18 protein-coding genes and 1 tRNA gene are annotated in these 19,443 nt (G+C 70.7%); 14 read left to right on the top strand and 5 right to left on the bottom strand.

Going from position 1 to position 19,443, the window contains the following annotated elements; all coding sequences use genetic code 11:
• Positions 1–106: 106 nt before the first annotated feature.
• Positions 107–442: an FmdB family zinc ribbon protein gene (locus ABUW04_RS26270; RefSeq protein ID WP_380566816.1), complete on the bottom strand. Its 336-nt coding sequence runs from the start codon at positions 440–442 to the stop codon at positions 107–109.
• Between the two features lie 132 nt (positions 443–574).
• Positions 575–2,068: a potassium/proton antiporter gene (locus tag ABUW04_RS26265; RefSeq protein WP_030249635.1), complete on the bottom strand. Its 1,494-nt coding sequence runs from the start codon at positions 2,066–2,068 to the stop codon at positions 575–577.
• A 224-nt stretch (positions 2,069–2,292) separates the two neighbouring features.
• Between ABUW04_RS26265 and ABUW04_RS26260 the strand changes: the two genes are divergently transcribed.
• The gene (locus ABUW04_RS26260; protein ID WP_380566815.1) at positions 2,293–5,112 is read left to right on the top strand and encodes a penicillin acylase family protein; all 2,820 of its coding nucleotides are present in this window, start codon (positions 2,293–2,295) and stop codon (positions 5,110–5,112) included.
• 97 nt (positions 5,113–5,209) lie between these two features.
• On the opposite strand, the gene ABUW04_RS26255 is transcribed toward ABUW04_RS26260, so the two are convergent.
• A complete protein-coding gene (locus ABUW04_RS26255) occupies positions 5,210–5,794 on the bottom strand; it encodes a 5-formyltetrahydrofolate cyclo-ligase (protein WP_380566814.1) in 585 nt (194 codons plus the stop codon).
• Between the two features lie 75 nt (positions 5,795–5,869).
• Here ABUW04_RS26255 and ABUW04_RS26250 point away from each other — a divergent pair, with 75 nt between their 5' ends.
• The 12 genes from ABUW04_RS26250 to ABUW04_RS26195 all read left to right on the top strand — a co-directional run bounded on the left by ABUW04_RS26250 (position 5,870) and on the right by ABUW04_RS26195 (position 17,204).
• On the top strand, positions 5,870–6,826 hold the full coding sequence (locus tag ABUW04_RS26250; RefSeq protein WP_380566813.1) for a GGDEF domain-containing protein: 957 nt from the start codon (positions 5,870–5,872) through the stop codon (positions 6,824–6,826).
• A 57-nt stretch (positions 6,827–6,883) separates the two neighbouring features.
• A complete protein-coding gene (locus tag ABUW04_RS26245; RefSeq protein ID WP_030249644.1) occupies positions 6,884–7,837 on the top strand; it encodes a UTP--glucose-1-phosphate uridylyltransferase in 954 nt (317 codons plus the stop codon).
• An 81-nt stretch (positions 7,838–7,918) separates the two neighbouring features.
• Entirely contained in the window at positions 7,919–9,301 is a 1,383-nt protein-coding gene (gene glp / locus ABUW04_RS26240) for a molybdotransferase-like divisome protein Glp (protein ID WP_380566812.1), read from the top strand.
• A 61-nt stretch (positions 9,302–9,362) separates the two neighbouring features.
• Positions 9,363–9,869: a cyclic pyranopterin monophosphate synthase MoaC gene (moaC, locus tag ABUW04_RS26235; protein WP_030249649.1), complete on the top strand. Its 507-nt coding sequence runs from the start codon at positions 9,363–9,365 to the stop codon at positions 9,867–9,869.
• Positions 9,866–10,390 carry a MogA/MoaB family molybdenum cofactor biosynthesis protein gene (locus ABUW04_RS26230; RefSeq protein ID WP_051724866.1) on the top strand — a complete coding sequence of 175 codons (525 nt, stop codon included), beginning with the start codon at positions 9,866–9,868 and terminating at the stop codon, positions 10,388–10,390. Before moaC ends, ABUW04_RS26230 begins: the two co-directional genes overlap by 4 nt.
• Positions 10,387–11,010, top strand: a complete 624-nt coding sequence (locus ABUW04_RS26225) for a GNAT family N-acetyltransferase (protein WP_037594360.1) — start codon at positions 10,387–10,389, stop codon at positions 11,008–11,010. Before ABUW04_RS26230 ends, ABUW04_RS26225 begins: the two co-directional genes overlap by 4 nt.
• Before the next feature lie 140 nt (positions 11,011–11,150).
• Positions 11,151–12,287 carry a divisome protein SepX/GlpR gene (sepX, locus tag ABUW04_RS26220; protein WP_380566811.1) on the top strand — a complete coding sequence of 379 codons (1,137 nt, stop codon included), beginning with the start codon at positions 11,151–11,153 and terminating at the stop codon, positions 12,285–12,287.
• Between the two features lie 70 nt (positions 12,288–12,357).
• Positions 12,358–12,431 (top strand) — tRNA-Ala (locus ABUW04_RS26215).
• Positions 12,432–12,496: 65 nt separating this feature from the next.
• Complete coding sequence (locus tag ABUW04_RS26210) at positions 12,497–12,712, top strand: hypothetical protein (RefSeq protein WP_380566810.1); 216 nt, start codon at positions 12,497–12,499, stop codon at positions 12,710–12,712.
• Between the two features lie 1,210 nt (positions 12,713–13,922).
• Positions 13,923–15,140 (top strand): class I SAM-dependent methyltransferase, encoded by a 1,218-nt coding sequence (locus ABUW04_RS26205; RefSeq protein ID WP_380566809.1) that lies wholly within the window; start codon positions 13,923–13,925, stop codon positions 15,138–15,140.
• 12 nt (positions 15,141–15,152) lie between these two features.
• Positions 15,153–16,334 (top strand): hypothetical protein, encoded by a 1,182-nt coding sequence (locus ABUW04_RS26200; protein WP_380566808.1) that lies wholly within the window; start codon positions 15,153–15,155, stop codon positions 16,332–16,334.
• 15 nt (positions 16,335–16,349) lie between these two features.
• Positions 16,350–17,204, top strand: coding sequence for an alpha/beta fold hydrolase (locus ABUW04_RS26195; RefSeq protein WP_380566807.1), 855 nt, complete (start codon positions 16,350–16,352; stop codon positions 17,202–17,204).
• A 14-nt stretch (positions 17,205–17,218) separates the two neighbouring features.
• Here ABUW04_RS26195 and ABUW04_RS26190 read toward each other — a convergent pair whose 3' ends face one another.
• Positions 17,219–17,950: a helix-turn-helix domain-containing protein gene (locus ABUW04_RS26190; protein ID WP_380566806.1), complete on the bottom strand. Its 732-nt coding sequence runs from the start codon at positions 17,948–17,950 to the stop codon at positions 17,219–17,221.
• 237 nt (positions 17,951–18,187) lie between these two features.
• Between ABUW04_RS26190 and ABUW04_RS26185 the strand changes: the two genes are divergently transcribed.
• Positions 18,188–18,853, top strand: a complete 666-nt coding sequence (locus tag ABUW04_RS26185) for a DUF4097 family beta strand repeat-containing protein (RefSeq protein WP_380566972.1) — start codon at positions 18,188–18,190, stop codon at positions 18,851–18,853.
• An 11-nt stretch (positions 18,854–18,864) separates the two neighbouring features.
• Here the strand turns inward: ABUW04_RS26185 and ABUW04_RS26180 are convergent, their stop codons facing one another.
• On the bottom strand, positions 18,865–19,305 hold the full coding sequence (locus ABUW04_RS26180; RefSeq protein ID WP_380566805.1) for an OsmC family protein: 441 nt from the start codon (positions 19,303–19,305) through the stop codon (positions 18,865–18,867).
• Positions 19,306–19,443 lie beyond the last annotated feature (138 nt).

The raw sequence follows: 19,443 nt of genomic DNA, 5'->3' as shown, positions 1-19,443 counted from the left end.
TGGATACCGATGGTGACAGAGCCGGGCGCACAGGGGGATGACTTTAGGTCACGCTGGGATCACTATTGTTTCCAACGTGCGGTGGAAATAAGGAATTTCGGTGCGGTCAGGCGGCCGGGGAGCTGCTTCCCGAGCTGGAACCGGTGCTGCTCCCGGTGGACGGCGCGGGGCTGGAGCTGCCGCCCGAGCTCGACGACGAGTCGCCGGACGAGGACGTCGAGGAGGCCGCGGCCGGCTTGGCCGCCCCCACCGTGCTGCTCGAGGACGAGCGGCTGTCGGTGCGGTAGAAGCCGCTGCCCTTGAAGACCACGCCGACTGCGGAGTAGATCTTGCGAAGCCTGCCGTTGCACGTCGGGCAGACGGTCAGGGCGTCGTCCGTGAACTTCTGGACCGCCTCGAGGCCGTTGCCGCACTCGGTGCACTGGTACTGGTACGTCGGCACTGTCTTTTCCTCCTGGCTGGCACTCTCGCCTGATGAGTGCTAACGACGGTCAATGATGCGGTATTCCGCGGCGATAGTCCACCGTGACCACTGTGAGCTGTGGCAATGCGAGCCGTGACGCCTCCGCGACGGTCAGTAGCTGTCCCGCTGTTCGAGCCAGCCGGCGAGCTTGCCGCCCCGGTCGACGGCGCGCAGCCGGCGCTCGGCGCGGTCCCGCACCTGGTCGGTGGTGACCACCAGCAGGTCGTCCCCGGCCCGCAGCACGGTGGTGGGTCCCGGGACGAAGCTGGCGCCGTCCCGGACCACCAGGGTGACCGCGGCGCCCTTGGGCAGCCGCAGCTCGCTGACCTCCACGCCGGCGATCCTCGACCCGGGGGCCAGGGTCAGCGACAGCAGGTGTCCGCGCAGCCGTTCCACCGGCGCGGACTCCACGTCGAGCCGGTCCGCGTGGCCCGGGTCGCCGATCCGCAGCCGTCGCGCCACCCAGGGCAGCGTCGGGCCCTGGACCAGGGTGAACACCACGACCAGCAGGAACACGATATTGAAGAGCTGGTGCGCGCCCGGCACCTGTCCGACCACCGGGATGGTGGCCAGCACGATGGGCACCGCCCCGCGCAGCCCGGCCCAGGAGAGCAGGGTCTGCTCGCGCAGCGTGATGCCGAACGGGGTCATCGTCAGCAGCACCGACAGCGGCCGGGCCAGGAACACCAGCACCAGGCCGACGACCAGCGCCGGGACGATCGCGTCGCCCATGGTGTGCGGCGTCACCAGCAGCCCGAGCAGGACGAACATGCTGATCTGGGCGATCCAGGCGAGCCCCTCGGCGAAGCCGCGGGTGGCCGGTCCGTGCGGCAGTCGGGAGTTCCCCAGCACCAGGGTGGCGATGTAGACGGCGAGGAAGCCGGAGCCGTGCAGCAGGGCGCCGCCCGCGTAGGCGAGCAGGGCCAGCGCGGTCACCGCGATGGGGTAGAGGCCGGAGGAGGGCAGCGCGACCCGGCGCAGCGCCAGCGAGCCCAGCCGGCCCACGGCGAGCCCGATGACCAGGCCGATGGCCAGCTGCATGGCGATCGAGCCGACCAGCACGTACCAGCTGTCGATGGGACCGGTGGTGGCGAAGGCGACGACCAGGATGACCACCGGGGCGTCGTTGAAGCCGGACTCGGCCTCCAGCAGCCCGCTGAGCCGGGACGGCAGCGGGACCCGGCGCAGCACCGAGAAGACCGCGGCGGCGTCGGTGGACGAGACCACCGCGCCGAGCAGCAGCGACAGCCGCCAGTCGGTGCCGACCAGCAGGTGCGCGCCCAGGGCGGTGACCCCGACGCTGACGCCGGTGCCGAGGGTCGCCAGCACCGCGGCGGCCGGGGCCGCCGGTCTGATGCTGGTCCAGTTGGTGCTCAGGCCGCCCTCGGCGAGGATGACCACCAGCGCGGCGTAGCCGAGCACCTGGGTGAGTGACGCGTTGTCGTATCCGACGCCCAGTCCGTCCTGGCCCAGCCCGACGCCGATGCCGAGGTAGAGCAGCAGGCTGGGCAGGCCGCTGCGGGAGGCGAGCCGCACGGCGGCCACGGCGACGAGGAGGACCAGGGAGAAGGCGAGGAGCAGGGTGTCGAGATGGTGGACTGTCACTCAGGGGCACCTCACAACGGCAGGCGTCAGACGGGCAGTCAGATAATTACTCTGTCTAACATTTTACCTTGCCTTGGTGATCTCTTGTCCAGGGTGAAGAATCTGGGCGAATGCGGAGGCCGATACCAGTCATCGGGCCGTTCGGTTCAAGTGTTAGCGTCGGCTCCGCCGCACAGCACCGCGCCCTCAGGCGGCGGACGAGCCCCTGCCCCACAAGGACCCTGATGCCCCGCACCAAGAAGTTCCGCCGGCTCCGACTGCTGGTGATCCTTGTCGTCCTGCTGCTGGTCGCCGGCGCAGGACTCGGCGGCTGGCTGGGGGTGAGGACCGTCAAGTCCTCGTTCCCGCAGACCACCGGCACGCTGCGGCTCGCCGGGCTCTCGGCGCCGGTCAGCGTGGACCGCGACAGCAAGGGCATCCCGCAGATCTACGCGAACACCCCGGCGGACCTGTTCAAGGCCCAGGGATACGTGCAGGCGCAGGACCGCTTCTGGCAGATGGACGTCGACCGGCACATCACCGCGGGCACCCTGGCCTCGATGTTCGGCAAGGGACAGGTGGAGACCGACGCCTTCATCCGCACCATGGGCTGGCGCGACGTGGCACAGCAGGAGTACGACACCAAGCTCGACGCCACCACCAAGCAGTACCTCCAGGACTACGCGGACGGCGTCAACGCCTGGCTCGCCGAACACCCCGGCGGGGCCGGCGCCTCGCTGGAGTACGCGCTGCTCGGCACGGCCTACAGCGGCTACAAGCCGGCGCCGTGGACCCCGGTGGACTCGGTGTCCTGGCTGAAGGCGATGGCCTGGGACCTCAGCGGCAACATGCAGCAGGAGATCGACCGCTCGCTGCTCTCGCAGAAGCTCAGCAAGGAGCAGATCGCGGAGCTGTACCCGTCCTACCCGTACAGCACCAACAGCACCATCCTGAAGACCGGAACGGTCACCGACGCCGGCACCGCCAAGGCCACCTACCACCCGGCGGCCGGTGACGGGTCGTCGGGCTCCTCGGGCTCGTCGGGCGGCTCGTCCGGCAGCGGCGGAAGCAGTTCCGGCACGACGACCCAGGCCTCCTCGACCACCGGCAGCAGCGGCGCCGTCTCCAGTGCGGTGCAGGCCTCGCAGGCGGCGACCACCCAGCTCGCCGCCAACCTGGACAGCATTCCCGCGCTGCTCGGCGACCCGGGCCAGGGCATCGGCTCCAACTCCTGGGTGGTCTCCGGCAGTCACACCACCACCGGCGAACCGCTGCTGGCCAACGACCCGCACCTGGGCCCGGGGCTGCCGTCCATCTGGTACCAGATGGGCCTGCACTGCAACGTCGTCAACGCGGCGTGCCCGTACGACACCACCGGCTTCACCTTCGCCGGGATGCCGGGCGTGGTGATCGGCCACAACCAGTCGATCTCCTGGGGCTTCACCAACCTCGGCGCCGACGTCCAGGACCTCTACCTGGAGCAGGTCACCGGGGACGACACCTACCTGTACGACGGCAAGAACAAGAAGTTCACCACCCGCCAGGAGGTGATCAAGGTCGCCGGGGGCGCCGACCAGACCATCACCGTGCGCAGCACCGCCGACGGCATGCCGATCATCTCCGACCACAGCACCGAGCAGCAGTCGGTCGGCCAGGACGCCCCGGTCGACGGCACCGCGCCACCGCGCAACGGCGGCTACGCCATCGCGCTGCGCTGGACCGCGCTGGACCCCGGCAACACCATGGACGCCGTCTTCGAGCTGGACCGGGCCACCGACTTCACCCAGTTCAAGGCAGCCGCGCGGGACTTCGCCGTGCCGGCGCAGAACCTGATCTACGCCGACACCGCCGGGAACATCGGCTACCAGGCCCCCGGCCAGATCCCGATCCGCGCCAAGGGCGACGACGGCACCTACCCGATGCCGGGCTGGACCGACCAGTACCAGTGGAAGGGCTTCATCCCGCAGGCGGCGCTGCCGTACGTGGAGAACCCCGCCTCCGGGTACATCGTCACCGCCAACCAGGCCGTGGTGGACACCTCCTACCCGTACGAGCTGACCGACGACTGGGGCTACGGCACCCGGTCCCAGCAGATCACCGACCTGATCAAGTCCAAGCTGGCGAACGGCGGCAAGATCTCGCCGGACGACATGCAGAGCATGCAGACCGACGACACCAGCGTGATGGCGCAGACCCTGGTGCCCTACCTGCTCAAGGTGCCGCTGAGCGACCCCTACTACAAGGACGCGCAGCAGCTGCTGAAGGACTGGAACTACAAGCAGGACGCCGGATCGGCGGCCGCCGCGTACTACAACGCGGTCTGGAGCAACCTGCTGCACCTGGCCTTCGACGAGCAGTTCCCGGCGCAGGTCCGGGCCACCACCGACTGCGTGCTGCAACTGCCGGCCGGCACCGCGCAGGTGCCGGTGGACGGGGTGAACGCGGCGCCCAAGCGGGTCTCGGTCTGCGGCACCCGCAGCCCGGACCAGGCCCAGCCGGACGGCGGCGACCAGTGGACCACCGTGGTCACCGCGCTGCTGAAGCAGCCCAACAGCGACTGGTGGACCTACACCGACGCCCAGGGCGCGCAGGTCCAGGGCCTGGACAACATGCTGCTCAAGGCCATGGTCGACGCCCGCAAGCAGCTGACCTCGCTGATGGGCAAGGACATCAGCACCTGGAGCTGGGGCCGGATCCACACGCTGACCCTCAAGGAGCAGACCCTCGGCACGGACAACTCCTCGATCTTCTCCGGCCTGGTGCACAAGCTGCTCGACCGCGGGCCGTACCAGCTGGACGGCAGCAGCGCGGCGGTGGACGCCACCGGGTGGGACGCCGCGGCGGGCTACCAGGTGGACTGGGCGCCCTCGATGCGGATGGTGGTGGACCTGTCCGACCTGGACGCCTCACGCTGGATCAACGTCGGCGGCGCCTCCGGCCACGCCTACAGCGCCCACTACAACGACCAGACCCAGCTCTGGGCCGAGGGCCAGCTGCTGACCTGGCCGTTCGCCAAGAGCGCGGTGCAGGCGGCGACCGTCGACAAACTGACACTGACGCCGTAGCCGGGCGGCCAGCCGGGGGCGCGGGGAACTGCGCGCCCAGCCATCCACGGTCCGCAGCCGAGATCCGTCAGAGTTGCCCGAACCCCTGAGGCCGGCGTCACGCCCCGAAGTGCCACAGCTTCGAGGGCGTGACCGCCGCGTCCACCGGGCGGTCGTGCGCCTCGGCCGGGACCTCCGGCAGCACCTCGTCGTCGTAGAGCAGGGTCACCAGCGGCGCCCGCGAGTCCGCCGCGGCCAGCCGGGCCAGCACCCGGTCGTAGCTGCCGCCGCCGCGGCCCAGTCTGACGCCCCGTCGGTCCACCGCCAGGCCCGGCATCAGCACCAGGTCCGCCCGGCACACCGCCTCGGTGCCGAGCGGCGCACCCGCCGGTTCGCGCAGCCCGCGGCGCGCCCCTACCAGGCTCTCCGCGCCCTGGTAGGCACCCCAGTCCAGATCGTTGTCCGGGCGCAGCAGCGGCAGCAGTACCTGCACGCCCCGCGCCCGCAGCTCGTCCAGCAGCGCCAGCGTGCCGGGCTCCGCCCCCACCGAGACATAGCCGGCCACCACCGCGGGCAGGCGGGCCGGCAGGAGCTCCAGCGCCCGGCGGCCCAGCGCCAGCCCCGCCTGCTGCCGCTGCTCGGGTGACATCGCGGCGCGGGCGGCCAGCAGGCGTGACCTCAGGGCGGTCTTGTCGTTCAACATGGGATGAGCGGGCCTTTCGTGCGCGAGCCGGGCGGGGCACGCCCAGTCTGCACGCGCCGACGGAGGGGCACGCCGATGGACCTGCCGACCGTACTGTCCGCGGCCCTCGCCGCCCTGCTGCTGACCGCCTCGGCCGTCGCCGCCGTGGCGCTGGTACGGCTGCGCCGGGTCCGCGGCAGCGCCGCCGCGAGCGAGCTGAGCCTGCGGCAGGAGCTGCAGCGGCTCCAGCAGGGCCGGGCCGAACTGGAGCGCACCTCCTACACCGACGCCCTCACCGGGGTCTGGAACTACCGCTACCTGCAGCTGGCCCTGGACCGGGAGATCGCCCGCTGCGCCCGCCGGCCGGTGCAGCCGGAGGGCACCGACCGGCTCTCGCTGCTGCTGCTGGAGATCGAGGGCTTCGACGAGATCCGCCGCGAGCACGGCCACCAGCGCGGCGGCGCGGTGCTGCGCGACCTGGCCCAGCGGCTGGCCATGGAGGTCCGCGAGACCGACGTCTTCGGCCGCTACGGCGGGGAGGAGTTCCTGGTGCTGCTGCCGGACACGGACGCCGCCGGGGCCGAGCACGTCGCCGAACGGCTCCGCTGGACGGTCCGCAGGCACCCGCTGGCGCTGCCGTCCGTCCCGGTGCCGGCGGACGGCCCGGGGGCGGCCCCGGTCAACGGGCTCGGTGCGGTGGTCGGCACCGCCGTGCTGCCCAGGGACGGTGCGCATGCGGCGCTGCTGCTGCGCGCGGCCGACCGGGCACTGGCCGCGGCCCGCGGCGCCGCGGGCGACGCTTCGGCGCCGCCACCATCGGGCGGTTCCGGGTCCACGACCGCGCCGGAGTCGACGTTCGAACCGATGTCCGAATCGGTGTCCGGGGCCGTGCAGGCCCCGTCGGACGCTCCCACCGGCGGTCCGGCGGAGGCCGCCGACCCCGGCTCCGACCAGGACACCTGCCGGACCGGCGATCAATCCCTGCCGTCAACTGCCGTGTCGCAGCCCGTTTACCGGCTGCTGGCACAGGGATGTGACCTGTCTGTGACCTGACAGTGAATGCCCGGGGTCAGGCCTGACCTGCGACGGTGGGCAAGTACAGTCATCGGTATGACGAAAGCACGTGCGCGCCAGATCACCAAGGCTGTGATCCCTGCCGCGGGTCTGGGTACCCGGTTCCTTCCGGCGACCAAGGCGACTCCCAAGGAGATGCTGCCGGTCGTGGACAAGCCTGCGATCCAGTATGTGGTGGAGGAAGCCGCGTCCGCCGGCCTGACCGACGTGCTGATGATCACCGGGCGCAACAAGCGTCCGCTGGAGGACCACTTCGACCGCGCGTACGAGCTGGAGGAGCTGCTGGTCCGCAAGGGCGACGAGGCCAAGCTGGCCCGGGTCCGGGAGTCCAGCGACCTCGCCACCATGCACTACGTCCGCCAGGGCGACCCCAAGGGGCTCGGCCACGCGGTGCTCTGCGCCGAGCCGCACGTCGCCGACCAGCCGTTCGCGGTGCTCCTCGGCGACGACCTCATCGACCCGCGCGACCCGCTGCTGGCCAAGATGATCGACGTCCAGCGCGAGCTCGGCGGCAGCGTCGTGGCGCTGATCGAGGTCGCCCCCGAGCAGGCGCACCTCTACGGCTGCGCCGCGGTGAAGCCGGCCGAGTGGCACGGCACCCTCGGCGGCGACGACGAGATCGTCCGGATCACCGACCTGGTGGAGAAGCCCGCCGAGGGCGAGGCCCCCAGCAACTACGCGGTGATCGGCCGCTACGTCCTCGACCCCACCGTGTTCGACGTACTGCGGGAGACCCCGCCCGGCAAGAACGACGAGATCCAGCTCACCGACGCGCTCCGGGTGCTCGCCCAGCGCACCCCGGGCCGGGGCGGCCCGGTGCACGGCGTCCTCTTCAAGGGCCGCCGCTACGACACGGGCGACCGCGGCGACTACCTCCGCGCGATCGTCCGCCTGGCGTGCGAGCGTGATGACCTGGGCCCGGACTTCCGGACCTGGCTCAAGGAGCTCGTCGGCAGCGGCGAGCTGGACACCCTCACCGGGGCCGAGTAACCGCCCGGCAGGACATCTTCGGGTCCTGGAGGGGGTAGGCAGCCGGAGGACGAACGCAGCACGGCAAGCAGGGGGAGAACAGTGAGCGACCACCAGCACGAGCACACCGCCGAGGGAGACCCCTGCGCCGCCGACAGCGGAGCCGAGCGGTACTGGACGGTCGACGAGCACCTCGCCGACATCCTCGGCACGGTCGGCCCGCTGCCCCCGCTCGACCTGCAACTGCTGGAGGCACAGGGCTGCCTGACGGTGGAACGCATCACCGCCGCGGTCGACCTGCCGCCGTTCGACAACAGCTCCATGGACGGCTACGCGGTCCGGATCGCCGACATCGAGGGGGCCACCGAGGAGTACCCCTCGGTGCTCACCGTCGTCGGCGACATCGCCGCCGGCGCCGCGGACCTGCCGGTGGTCGGCCCCGGGCAGTGCGCCCGGATCATGACCGGGGCGCCGCTGCCCCCCGGCGCCGAGGCCGTGGTCCCGGTCGAGTGGACCGACGGCGGCAGCGGCGGCAAGGACGCCGCGGTGGGCATGGCCCCGCACAGCAGCTCGCCGGAGGGGGCCGGCGGCGAGGTCCGGGTGTTCCAGCCGGCCGAGAACGGCGCCTTCGTCCGGCGCCGGGGCGACGACATCACGGCCGGTCAGGTGGTGCTGCCCGAGGGCACCCTGCTGGGCCCGGCCCAGATCGGACTGCTCGCGGCGATCGGCCAGGACAGCGTGCGGGTGCGGCCCCGGCCGCGGGTGGTGGTGCTCTCCACCGGCAGCGAGCTGGTGCAGCCCGGCACCCCGGTCGGTCCCGGGCAGATCAGCGACTCCAACAGCTTCGCCCTGACCGCGGCGGCCAGGGACGCCGGCGCCATCGCCTACCGGGTCGGCGGGGTCCCCGACGACGCCGCGCGGCTGCGCGAGGTCGTCGAGGACCAGCTGATCCGCGCCGACCTGGTGGTCACCAGCGGCGGTGTCAGCGTGGGGGCCTACGACGTGGTCAAGGAGGCGCTGGCGCCGGAGGGCGGCGAGCAGCCGCCGCTGGGCGCGATCTCCTTCCGCAAGCTGCGGATGCAGCCCGGTAAGCCGCAGGGCTTCGGCCTGCTGGACGGCACCGTCCCGCTGTTCGCGCTGCCGGGCAACCCGGTCAGCGCCTACCTCTCCTTCGAGCTCTTCGTCCGCCCGGCGATCCGGGCCATGCTGGGCGCCGAGGAAGTGCACCGCCCCGTGGTGCGAGCGGTGCTCTCGCAGGGACTGCGGTCCCCGTCCGGGCGCCGGCAGTTCGCCAGGGCGCGGTACGTGGCCGGCGGGCCCGGCGAGCCCGGGAGCGTCGCTCCGGTCGGCGGAGCCGGCTCGCACCTGGTGGGACCGCTGGCGCAGGCCAACTCCGTGATCGTGGTCCCCGAGGACACCACCTCGGTCGAGGCGGGTGAGCAGGTGGAGGTCGTCCTGCTGGAAGCCGCGGACCGCCCGATCTGACGGAGCCGCCAGGCAGCGATAGCCTGTGCCCGCACGGCATCGGCCCCCAGGAGACGACACCTTGAGTAGCTCGCACAGCGACCGGCTGACCCACGTCGACGCGACGGGGGCGGCGCGCATGGTCGACGTCTCCGAGAAGGCCGCCACGGTGCGCACCGCGCGCGCCACCGGCCGGGTGCTGGTCGCGCCCCGGGTGGTGGAGCTGCTGCGCGGCGAGGGCGTCCCCAAGGGCGACGCCCTGTCGGTGGCCCGGATCGCCGGGATCATGGGCGCCAAGCGCACGCCCGACCTGATCCCGCTCTGCCACCCCATCGCCATCTCCGGGGTGACCGTCGAGCTGACCGTCACCGACGAGGCGGTGGAGGTGTCGGCCACGGTCCGCACCGCCGACCGCACCGGGGTGGAGATGGAGGCGCTGACCGCCGTGGCCGTGGCCGGACTGACCGTCATCGACATGGTCAAGGCCGTGGACAAGGGCGCCAGGATCGACGCGGTGCAGGTGGAGTCCAAGACCGGTGGCAAGAGCGGCGACTGGCACCGCGGGGCGGCCGGGGGTGAGCTCCGGTGAGGCGCGCGCTCGCGGTCACCGTCTCCAACCGCGCCTCGGCCGGCGTCTACGCCGACAAGGGCGGCCCACTGCTGGTCGAGGGCCTGACCGCGATGGGCTTCCGGGTGGAGGGCCCGCAGGTGGTGCCGGACGGCGAGCCGGTGCTGGCGGCGCTGCGCGCGGCCGTCGCCGACGGCTACGACGTGGTGCTGACCACCGGCGGGACCGGGCTCACCCCGATGGACCTCACCCCGGAGATGACCGCGCAGGTGATCGACCGCCCGGCGCCCGGGATCGCCGAGGCGATCCGGGCCGAGGGCCGCGCCGCCGGAGTGCCCACCGCGGCCCTGTCCCGCGGGCTCTCCGGACTGGCCGGGAACACACTGATCGTCAACCTCCCGGGTTCCACCGGCGGGGTCAGGGACGGCCTGGCGGTGCTGGCGCCGCTGCTGGCCCATGCGGTCGACCAGGTGCACGGCGGGGACCACCGGCGTCCCGACGACACCGAGAGACCCGACCTCCCGTCAGGAGAACTGCACTGAACGCCTTCTGGCCGGTCGAGCTGCACGAGGGCCCGGTCGGACTGCGACCGATCCGGGTGCGCGACCGCAGGACCTGGCAGGAGGTCAGCGGCCGCAACCGGCACTGGCTGCGCCGCTGGGAGGCCACCGTCCCCCCGGCCCAGCCGGGCAACCCGTCGACGCCGCGGCCGACCTACCGTCAGATGGTGCACTTCCTGCGGTCCGAGGCGCATTCCGGGCGGATGCTGCCGTTCGTGGTGACCTACGAGGGGCAGCTGGTCGGACAGCTCACCGTCGGCGGCATCACCTGGGGGTCGATGTGCTCGGCCAACATCGGCTACTGGGTCGACGAGTCGGTGGCCGGGCGGGGGATCATCCCGACGGCGGTGGCGATGGTGGTGGACCACTGCTTCCGCACCATGGGCCTGCACCGGATCGAGGTGTGCATCCGTCCGGAGAACGGACCCAGCCGGCGGGTGGTGGAGAAGCTCGGCTTCCGCGAGGAGGGAATCCGCCCGCGCTATCTGCACATCGACGGCGGCTGGCGGGACCACCTGGTCTTCGCGCTGACGGCGGACGAGGTCCCGGAGGGGCTGCTGCGTCGTTGGCGCGGGAACAGTACGTCGGCAGCCAATTCCTAGCGCTGCATTCACAAACATGTTCGAATGTGTCTGGAATCTGTGATTCAAAGCGACAAAAATAGGGTGGGATGAGCATGAGCGTGCGACACACCGGCCGAAATTGCCACGGGGCACTACTCCACGCCCGTACGGTGTGAAGCGTGAGCAGTAGCGGCCTCATCTACGCGGTGATCGTGGGGGCCTGGGCTGCCTATCTGGTGCCGATGTGGCTCCGCCGGCAGGACGAGCTGAACGAGGCCCGGCCCACCGAGCGCTTCAGCACCGCGATCCGACTGCTGTCCGGACGGGCGGCGATGGAGCGCAAGGTCTCCCGCCACCGGGAGGGCGAAGCCCAGGATCCGACCGGGGCACCGCCTCCGCGGTCCGGCGCGGCGTCGGCGATCAAGCCTGCCGCCGGCTCCGCGACTCCGCCCCGACCGGCGCAACCGGAACCGCAGCGCCCTGCCCCGCAGACGGCCCCGCCGGCCGGAGCCGGTCCGGCCGCCGCCGCCGTTGCCCCGGACCGTCGCGCCGACGCCCAGCGGTCCGAAGCCCAGCGGTCAGAGGCCCAGCGGTCAGAGGCTCAGCAGCGGCGTGCCTCCCTGCTGGCCCGCCGCCGGCGCATGGTGATCCTGCTGTTCGCCGCCTTCACCCTCGGCATGGTCGCCGCGGCGGTGGGCGGCGTCGCCCTGCTCTGGCTCCCGGCCGTTCCGGCCGTCCTCTTCTCCGTCTACATCGCGCACCTGCGCCGCCAGGAGCGCCGCCGCTTCGAGGTCAAGATCGACCGCCGGCGCGCGGCCGAGGCGGCCCAGCGGGTCCGCGAGCGCGAGCGGGATCGCCGCCGCGCCGCCGCCGTCCCGGAGACCCAGGCCGTCCCGGCGCCGGCGCCCACCGCGCCCGGTCCGGCGGCGGAGACCGCGCAGCCCGCAGGCCGTACCGCGAGCGGCTCCGGACTCCACCGCACCAGGGCCCTGGTCGAGGCGGCGGCCGCCGCCGAGGAGTCGGAGGACTGGCACGACGGCCCCCGCGACCAGTCCGGCGACGCCGAGGGCTGGGACCCGGTCCCGGTCCCGCTCCCCACCTATGTGACCGCCCCGGTCGCCCCCCGCCGCACCGGCGGCCTCGACCTCGGCGCCCCCGACACCTGGAGCGCCGGCCGCGCCGTCGTCCCGCCGCCCCAGCCGCACCCCCAGCCCCAGCAGGCGCCCGCACCCAGGCAGCAGCGCCCCCCGTCCACCCCGCTCTTCGACCAGTACGCGGACGAACCCGCCTCCCACCCCCGCGCCGCCAACGAATGACACCCGGCCCCACCAGCACCAAAACCGGTGCAGGAGCACCCGCCCGGACCTGATAGAGTTTCTTCTCGTTGGGGCTGTGGCGCAGTCCGGTAGCGCACCTCGTTCGCATCGAGGGGGCCAGGGGTTCGAATCCCCTCAGCTCCACCCAACGAGAGAGGCCCTGCCGAGATCATCGGCAGGGCCTCTCTCGCGTCAGCGTGTAGATCTCCATGGCAACCGCGATCTTGCTGCGCCGAAGAATCCCGGCGGCCATCCGCAAGCTCTACCCGAACGCCTACCAATCCTGGACCCGGGCCGACGAGCAGAAGCTTGTCGCGATGTACCAAGCCGGCCAACGGGACTACACCGTCCTTGGGGCCGAGCTCGGACGCCAGCCCAGCGCGATCCGATCACGCCTGGAGAAGATCGCCGTAGACCGGCTGTGATCATGCCCCTGGGCAGGACTTCCAAGATCTCAGGGTGAGGCGGCGGGTACCGCTGCCACGGTGGTTACCCCGGTAACGGGATATAAGGCTTAACTACACCGCTAAGCCCGGTTACGGGGTAACGCTTAACCGCGGCAGCAGGATGGCTTATCGCACTCCACCCTTGCGCAGGCCCCCGTAACCGATGATGAACACCCCACACCACAACATGCGTTGTGGTACGTTCGGGACGGTTGGCGAACTATTCGCTAATACATTGGCGAGGCTGTGACCAGCGGAAACGCGTTACGGGCGAGCCCAACTGACTGGCACCGCCCTCGATGGCAAAGGCCCGGAACCTGTTTGCCCAGGTACCGGGCCTCCCCGAGGCGGGAGTGGCCCGATCGAGTAAAAGGCGATCGGGCCACTCAGCCCAACCCCGTCGATCGAGACCCCAACGTGCTACGCCTCAGCGCCAGACGCGTGCTATGAGCAGCACGACCGCGTTCGCGACGGCACCACTGCACGCCTCCGCAAGCACGAGTTGCCACCAACGTGGCTTGCGTCTCGCCATGGTCAATCACCTCCACTGGAGTAAGCCCGGCGTCGTTCGCCGGACAGTTTCAGGAGTGGTAGGGACCAACCAACGGTCACTCTATCCCCATCCGGATCCCCATCTGGCCTATGCCTCCGAACAGTTGACCCTTCGCCAGCGAACGCCACCCCCTGGCGCGTTTGAAGCCATGAACATGCCCACCGCGTGGTCAAGTCTGACAAGATGCGTGGAGTGATCGCCGATCCGGCTCCCCTTGCTGTTCGGGGCCCACCGGCGGCCCGTAGGCAGCCCCGCCTGGCCCGAGTGGTTACCCTGCCAAGTGTCCCGACAACAGGCGCCAGGGGGTGCCCGAGGCACTGCCGAACCGGCGGGGGAAGAGACGACTCACGGGGCGGTCGTACGCATGGCACATGATCGGTGCCCTGGATGATCCCCGCCGGACCCCGTGAAGTCGTCGGGGCGCTCCGCACGCAGCTTCTTCGCCGTGGCCGTCGTCGGCGTGGACCTCCTGGCCATCGGATCCGCTCTGCGCCTCCCTCCATCGGGGCATGAGCTTTCCCCGTGTCGGACAGGTCGGAACATCGGCGCGGGCGTTCACCGTGCGTGTAGCCTTCCTCTTCTGACGTCATGTCATCTCACCATGTGTTCAAGCTGGTTGACGATGGGGGCAAGTCTGTGCGCCTGCGGCCCGAACTGCCTCCCACCCGGACGCTGCTGGCGCGGATCGGTGAGGCGCTGCCAGGGGTGTTCGTCAGTGCCTACGACGGCTGCTCGGTCGGGCCCGGCGACGCCGCCACCCGCATCCGCATCGCCAGTCCGCAGGCCTTGGCGCGGATCCTGCGGGCTCCGAGAGGCCTGGGCCTGGCCAGGGCATGGGTGGCCGGCGAGATCATCGTCGAGGGCGACCTTGAGGCTCTCGCGGCCCATGAGCACGACCTCTACGACTGGCGCTTCCTGACCGCAGCCATGCACACCTCGCTGCGCACCTGTGCTGCTCTCGGCTACCGCGGGCTGCGCGCCGCCGGGGCCACCGCGATCGAATACCGCAACCGCCGCCCCGGGCGGCACTCCGTCAGTCGGGACATCGCCGAGACCGAGTTCCACTACAGCCTCGCCCCCGCGTTCTACCGGCACCTGCTGGGCCCGTCCATGACCTACTCCGGCGCCCTGTTCCGCGGCCAACCACTGACCCTGGAGCAGGCGCAGGCCGCCAAACACCGACTGATCTGCGAGAAGCTCGGGTTGCACGCTCAGTCCCGGGTCCTGGACATCGGCTGCGGGTGGGGATCGTTCCTGTTGGCCGCCGCGGAGTACTGCGGCAGCGGGGGAGTGGGTATCACCGCATCCCAGGTCCAGCAGCGGGCCGCCGCTGAACGGCTCGCCGACGTGAAGGGGATGGAGGTACTGGCCGGAGACTACCGGTCCGCACTACCGGTCTCCGGGATCACGGCGGCCACCAGCATCGGCATGTACGAGCACGTCGGAGAGCGCAACTCGCAGGAGTTCTTCCGTCTGGTCCGGCGCTCGCTGCAGCCCGGTGGACGGTATCTCAACCAGAGCATCACCAGGAGCACCGACGGCCCCCGCAGGTTCCGCCGGAACGCGTTCGTGCAGCGCTACATCTTCCCGAACGGCCAACTGATTCCACTGACCACCCAGTTGCACCATCTGGAGCAGGCCCGACTGCGGGTCGTGTCGGTGGAGAACTTCGGGGCCGACTACGCGACCACGCTCCGACACTGGATCGACAACCTCAGCGAGAACTGGGACGCCTGCGTCCGCCTCGAGGGCGAGCAGCGGGCGCGTGCCTGGCAGATCTACCTGGTCGGCTCCCGCAGGCGCTTCCTGGACGGCACCATCGAGCTCACCCAAGTACTCACCGAAGCGTACTGAGGACTGAACCGGATGCCACTCCTTCCGCTCGAACCGCAGCGCATCGGGGGCCTGTTCGGCCGATCCGGCACCTTGACCGGCTGGGCGTTCCAGTGGGCCCAGCCGAAGACCCGGTTCATCATGATCGCGGTGGCATCGGCGCTGGTCGTGCTCGGCCTCGCCACCCGGGAGCGGGTCCTGGTGAGCGCCCACGGGATCCAGCCCGCACTCACTCTCCTGTCCGGGCCGCCGAAGGAGATCGGCACCATCGGCATGGCTCTGGCGCAGGATCCCGCGGGGCTCGTCGTGCTCCTGGTGACCCTGTTGACTCCGTTCTTCTGCAGCCAGCAGGTCGTGGCGATCGGGCAGTTCGTGCAGATGAACGAAGCAAATCTGGAGCCGGCACTCTCCGCAGCCCAGAACGCCCGTGTCGACGCGCTGGTGCGGACGGCGAACGAGCGTTTCGGCCGGGTGGGCAGACGCGACTTCTCGATCGCGCTGGCGCTGGTCGCGGCTGTGGCGACGGTGGCCCTGTACCGGCTGCTCGAGACCCGCGGTCTACTCCTGAGCTGGAACGCCACCTCACTGCGCGCCGACGAGTGGCGTTCCCGCGTCTTCGACGGCTGGTGGGCCAACGACCGGCACCATCCGGCTCTCGCCGTCGCTCTGGTGGCCCTCGGCACCTACATGTTCTACTTCCTGGTCAAGCAGCTCCTCATGGGCAGCATATTTGCCGCCTTCGCGCACACCGCCGCCAAGGTCCCCTTCGGCGTGACGCCGAACATGCGCTACAACACCGACGGCTACCGGGGGCTCCGGTCCCTTCGCCGGTTCATGCTCTGGACCTACGGATCGTCACTCGCACACTTCGCCAGCGTCCTGGCTGTATTCGTGGTCTGGCTGCCGTTCTCACAATGGACCTTCTTCGCCGTGATCGCGATCATGGCGATGAACGTACTCGTGGTGGTCTACCCGTCCGGAATAGCTCACAACAGTGCCCTGTCCGCCAAGATACGCTTCGCCAACTACTTGGTGGAGCAGGATAATCAGGCGGTGGCTGCAGGGCAGTCCGCGAGCCGGGAGAAGCAGGTCGAGGGGCTCTGGGCCACCCCCGCGCTCCCCTTCCGCACCAGGAGCACGTTGACCGCTCTGACGATCTACCTGCTCGTGCCCTTGCTCCTGGCCGGGGTCTCGGCACTTCTGAAAACGGGATAGCGAAGGAGTACGCGCATGAGCAGCAATTCGACCCTGGTGACGCAGATCGAATCGCCCCACAGCACTGAGGGAAAGCCGCTCGCGCTCTTCCTCCCGGGCCTCAGCGGCAACAACCGGCAGTGGGATTCCGTCCTCGCGCTGATGAGCGAAAAGCAGGTCCAGCTCGCCTATGGAGCGCCGATCCTGGCGCACTCGGCGTTCGACGGTGCCCGCCCCGGTGTGGTCCAGCTGGGCCGGGCGATGGATGCGGAGCTCAGGGCCCGGGGGCACGACGGCGACGTTGTCGTGGTGACCCACTCGGTGGGCGCCTTCGTCGCCCTGGCGATGGCGCACGAGGCGCCCGACGTAGTGAAGTCCCTGGTCATCGTGAACGGCGGGCTGACCAGCGTGGCCCGTTTCATCGACAGCCCGCTGCGCCAGCTGTACCGCCATCCATCCTCAAGCTGGGACTACCTACGATTGTTCGCCCTGGTCGGGGCTCCCGTACCGGGAGCGTTGAAGCGGGCCATCGCAAGTCGGCGTTGGTCCAGCCGGGCCGTGGCGGGCCGCTTCGTGTCGGACGCGGCGATGGAGTCGGCCGAGCAGCGGGAGGCACTGATCGCCGAGGCGGGGAAGTTCGAGACCCTCTTCTCGCTGCGCCAGAACCGTCATCACTGGCATGAGTTCCAGGCCTACGCCCCGGAGATCCGCACCCCGGTCCACTTCATCGTCGGTGACCGCGACCCGATGACCTCCGAGCGGGACACCCGCGTGATGGCTGGGCTGTTGCCCAATGCCGAGGTGACGGTGTTGCGGGGGGTCGGGCATGCGGCACCCCTGGAGGCTGCGCAGACCGTTGCGACGGCGATCGAAGCCGCCCTGGAGGCATAGCTCCTGACAGGGGCTCAGGTGGTGGTTTCCGGGGTCGTCTCGGGTTTGGTGTGCAGGATTTCGCGGACCTGTTCGGCGGAGCGGAGGATGTTCTCGCTGATGAAGTCGCTGTAGCGGGCGATGTTCTCCAGGCGGGCGGCGGCCGGGGTGTTGCGGCCGAGGACGGCGACGCCCTGCCGTGCGGTGGCGGCGACCTGGGCGATGCCGTGGGCGCTGGCGACGGTGGACTGGTACCAGACGTCGTCGTCGATGGAGTAGCGCTCGCGGCGGCGTTCGTCGCGTTCCCGGCGGATCAGGCCCTGGCCGTCGAGGAACGTGATCGCCTTGGAGACGGACGCCGCGCTGACCTGGAGGTGCCGGACCAGTTCGGACGCGGTGACGCTGTCGTCGGCGATGAACAGGCAGGTCAGCACCCGGGCCGTCATCTTGGGCAGGCCCTGTTGCATCAGCAGGGTGGTGAACGCCTCCTCGTACTCGCGCACCGCCTTGTCGTCGCGCCCGTGGGCCTGGGCCGGCGCCTGCTGTCCGGGCGAAGGGGCCTGCTTGCGCCGGTGGGCGCGGCGTTCGGTGGCGCGGTGGGCCAGGTCGGCGCGGTAGCCGGTGGGGCCGCCGTTGCGCATCACCTCACGCGTGACCGTCGAGGTCGGACGGTCGAGGCGTCGGGCGATCTCGGCGTAGGGGAGGCTGTCGGCCAGCCCCAGCGCGATCTGCTGGCGTTCCTGCTGGGTGAGCCTGCCTCCCGGCATCACGGTCTCCTCGGTGGTGGTGGTGCCTCGCGGCGCTGACCTCACTATAGCGTTCAGTTCTCATCCATTGCAATGATGGAGCGCGCTGTCGTTGCGTTAGATTCAGAGCTGTTGCAACACTTTTCTAGTGTCTACCTGCATAGATGCTGATCTGCCGCAACGAGCATGTTGTCGGATTATGGAAAGCAACGTAGCGTTTCTCTTGTTGGAAACAGCGAACGACTACGGGAGAGCATGATGCAGAAGTTCGACACCCCCGCCCCGGTCTCCGCCGTCCTGGAGATCCCCGCCGGCCGGGTCCAGTTCATCGCCGCGGACCGCGCGGACACCACTGTCGAGGTCCGGCCCGCCGACCCGGCCAAGGGTCGCGACGTCAAGGCCGCCGAGCAGACCACCGTCGAGTACGCCGACGGCGTCCTGCGGATCACCGCCGCGGCCACCGGCAACCAGCTCTTCGGCGCCTCCGGCTCCGTCGAGGTCACCGTCCAACTGCCCGCCGGCTCCCACGTCCAGGCCAAGGCCGCCAGCACCGAGCTGCGCGGCGTCGGACGCCTGGGTGACGTCGTCTTCGACGGCGCCTACCGCACCATCAAGATCGACGAGGCCGCCAGCCTGCGGCTGACCGCGGTCGACGGCGACGTCGAGGTCGGTCGCCTCGGTGGCCCCGCGACGATCAGCACCGCCCGCGGCGACATCACCATCGCCGAGGCCGTCCGCGGCACCGTCGAGCTGAGCACCCAGTCCGGCAGCATCTCGGTCGGCGCCGCCCCCGGCGTCTCCGCCGCCCTGGACGCCGGCACCGGCTACGGCCGGGTCAGCAACGCGCTCAAGAACGACGGCAGCACCGAACTCCGGATCCACGCCACCACCCCCCAGGGCGACATCAGCGCCCGCAGCCTCTGAGGGCGGCGCGGTCAGGCCTCCACGACCGTCGCGGTGACGTGCGTACCGATCTCGATGGTGCGGCTCACGGTGCAGAGACGGTCGTGGGAGGTCTTGACCGCCCGGGGGAGGATCGCCCGGGCGCGATCTCCGGACTCCCCCTCCGGGAAGGTGACGGAGAAGCTGACCGCGAGGTCGGTCATCCGGTTGCCGAGCTCGTCACTGATCTTGTTGCCGGTCACGGTGACGGTGAATCCGCTGGGCTCCACATGCCGGCCGGTGGCGACATCGACGTCGGCCGCGGTGCACCCGCCGATCGCGGCGAGCAGCAGCTCGACCGGGGTGAACTCGCTGTCGCCGTCCGGACCGGAGCCGGTGCCGAAGCTGATCGTGCCACCGCGGGGATTGGTCGCGGTGAAGTGTCCGGTGCTGGTCCGCTCGACGGTGACGGAGCGAAGGGTGTTGTCGGTCATGCCGACGACACTAGTGCGGGGTGGGGCAGGTCACACCTCCGCCCGGCCCGGGGCGGAACACCGATGGGTGGTTGACCGTTCTACTAGGTGTCGGCGGTCGCGCCGACCACGATCTGCCCCGGCTGGCCTCCCCCGTCC

It is taken from the genome of Streptacidiphilus jeojiensis, assembly GCF_042510965.1.
Classification (GTDB): domain Bacteria; phylum Actinomycetota; class Actinomycetes; order Streptomycetales; family Streptomycetaceae; genus Streptacidiphilus; species Streptacidiphilus jeojiensis.
The sequence above is the reverse complement of the archived record's forward strand: the minus strand, read 5'-3'. Positions and strand labels throughout refer to the sequence as shown.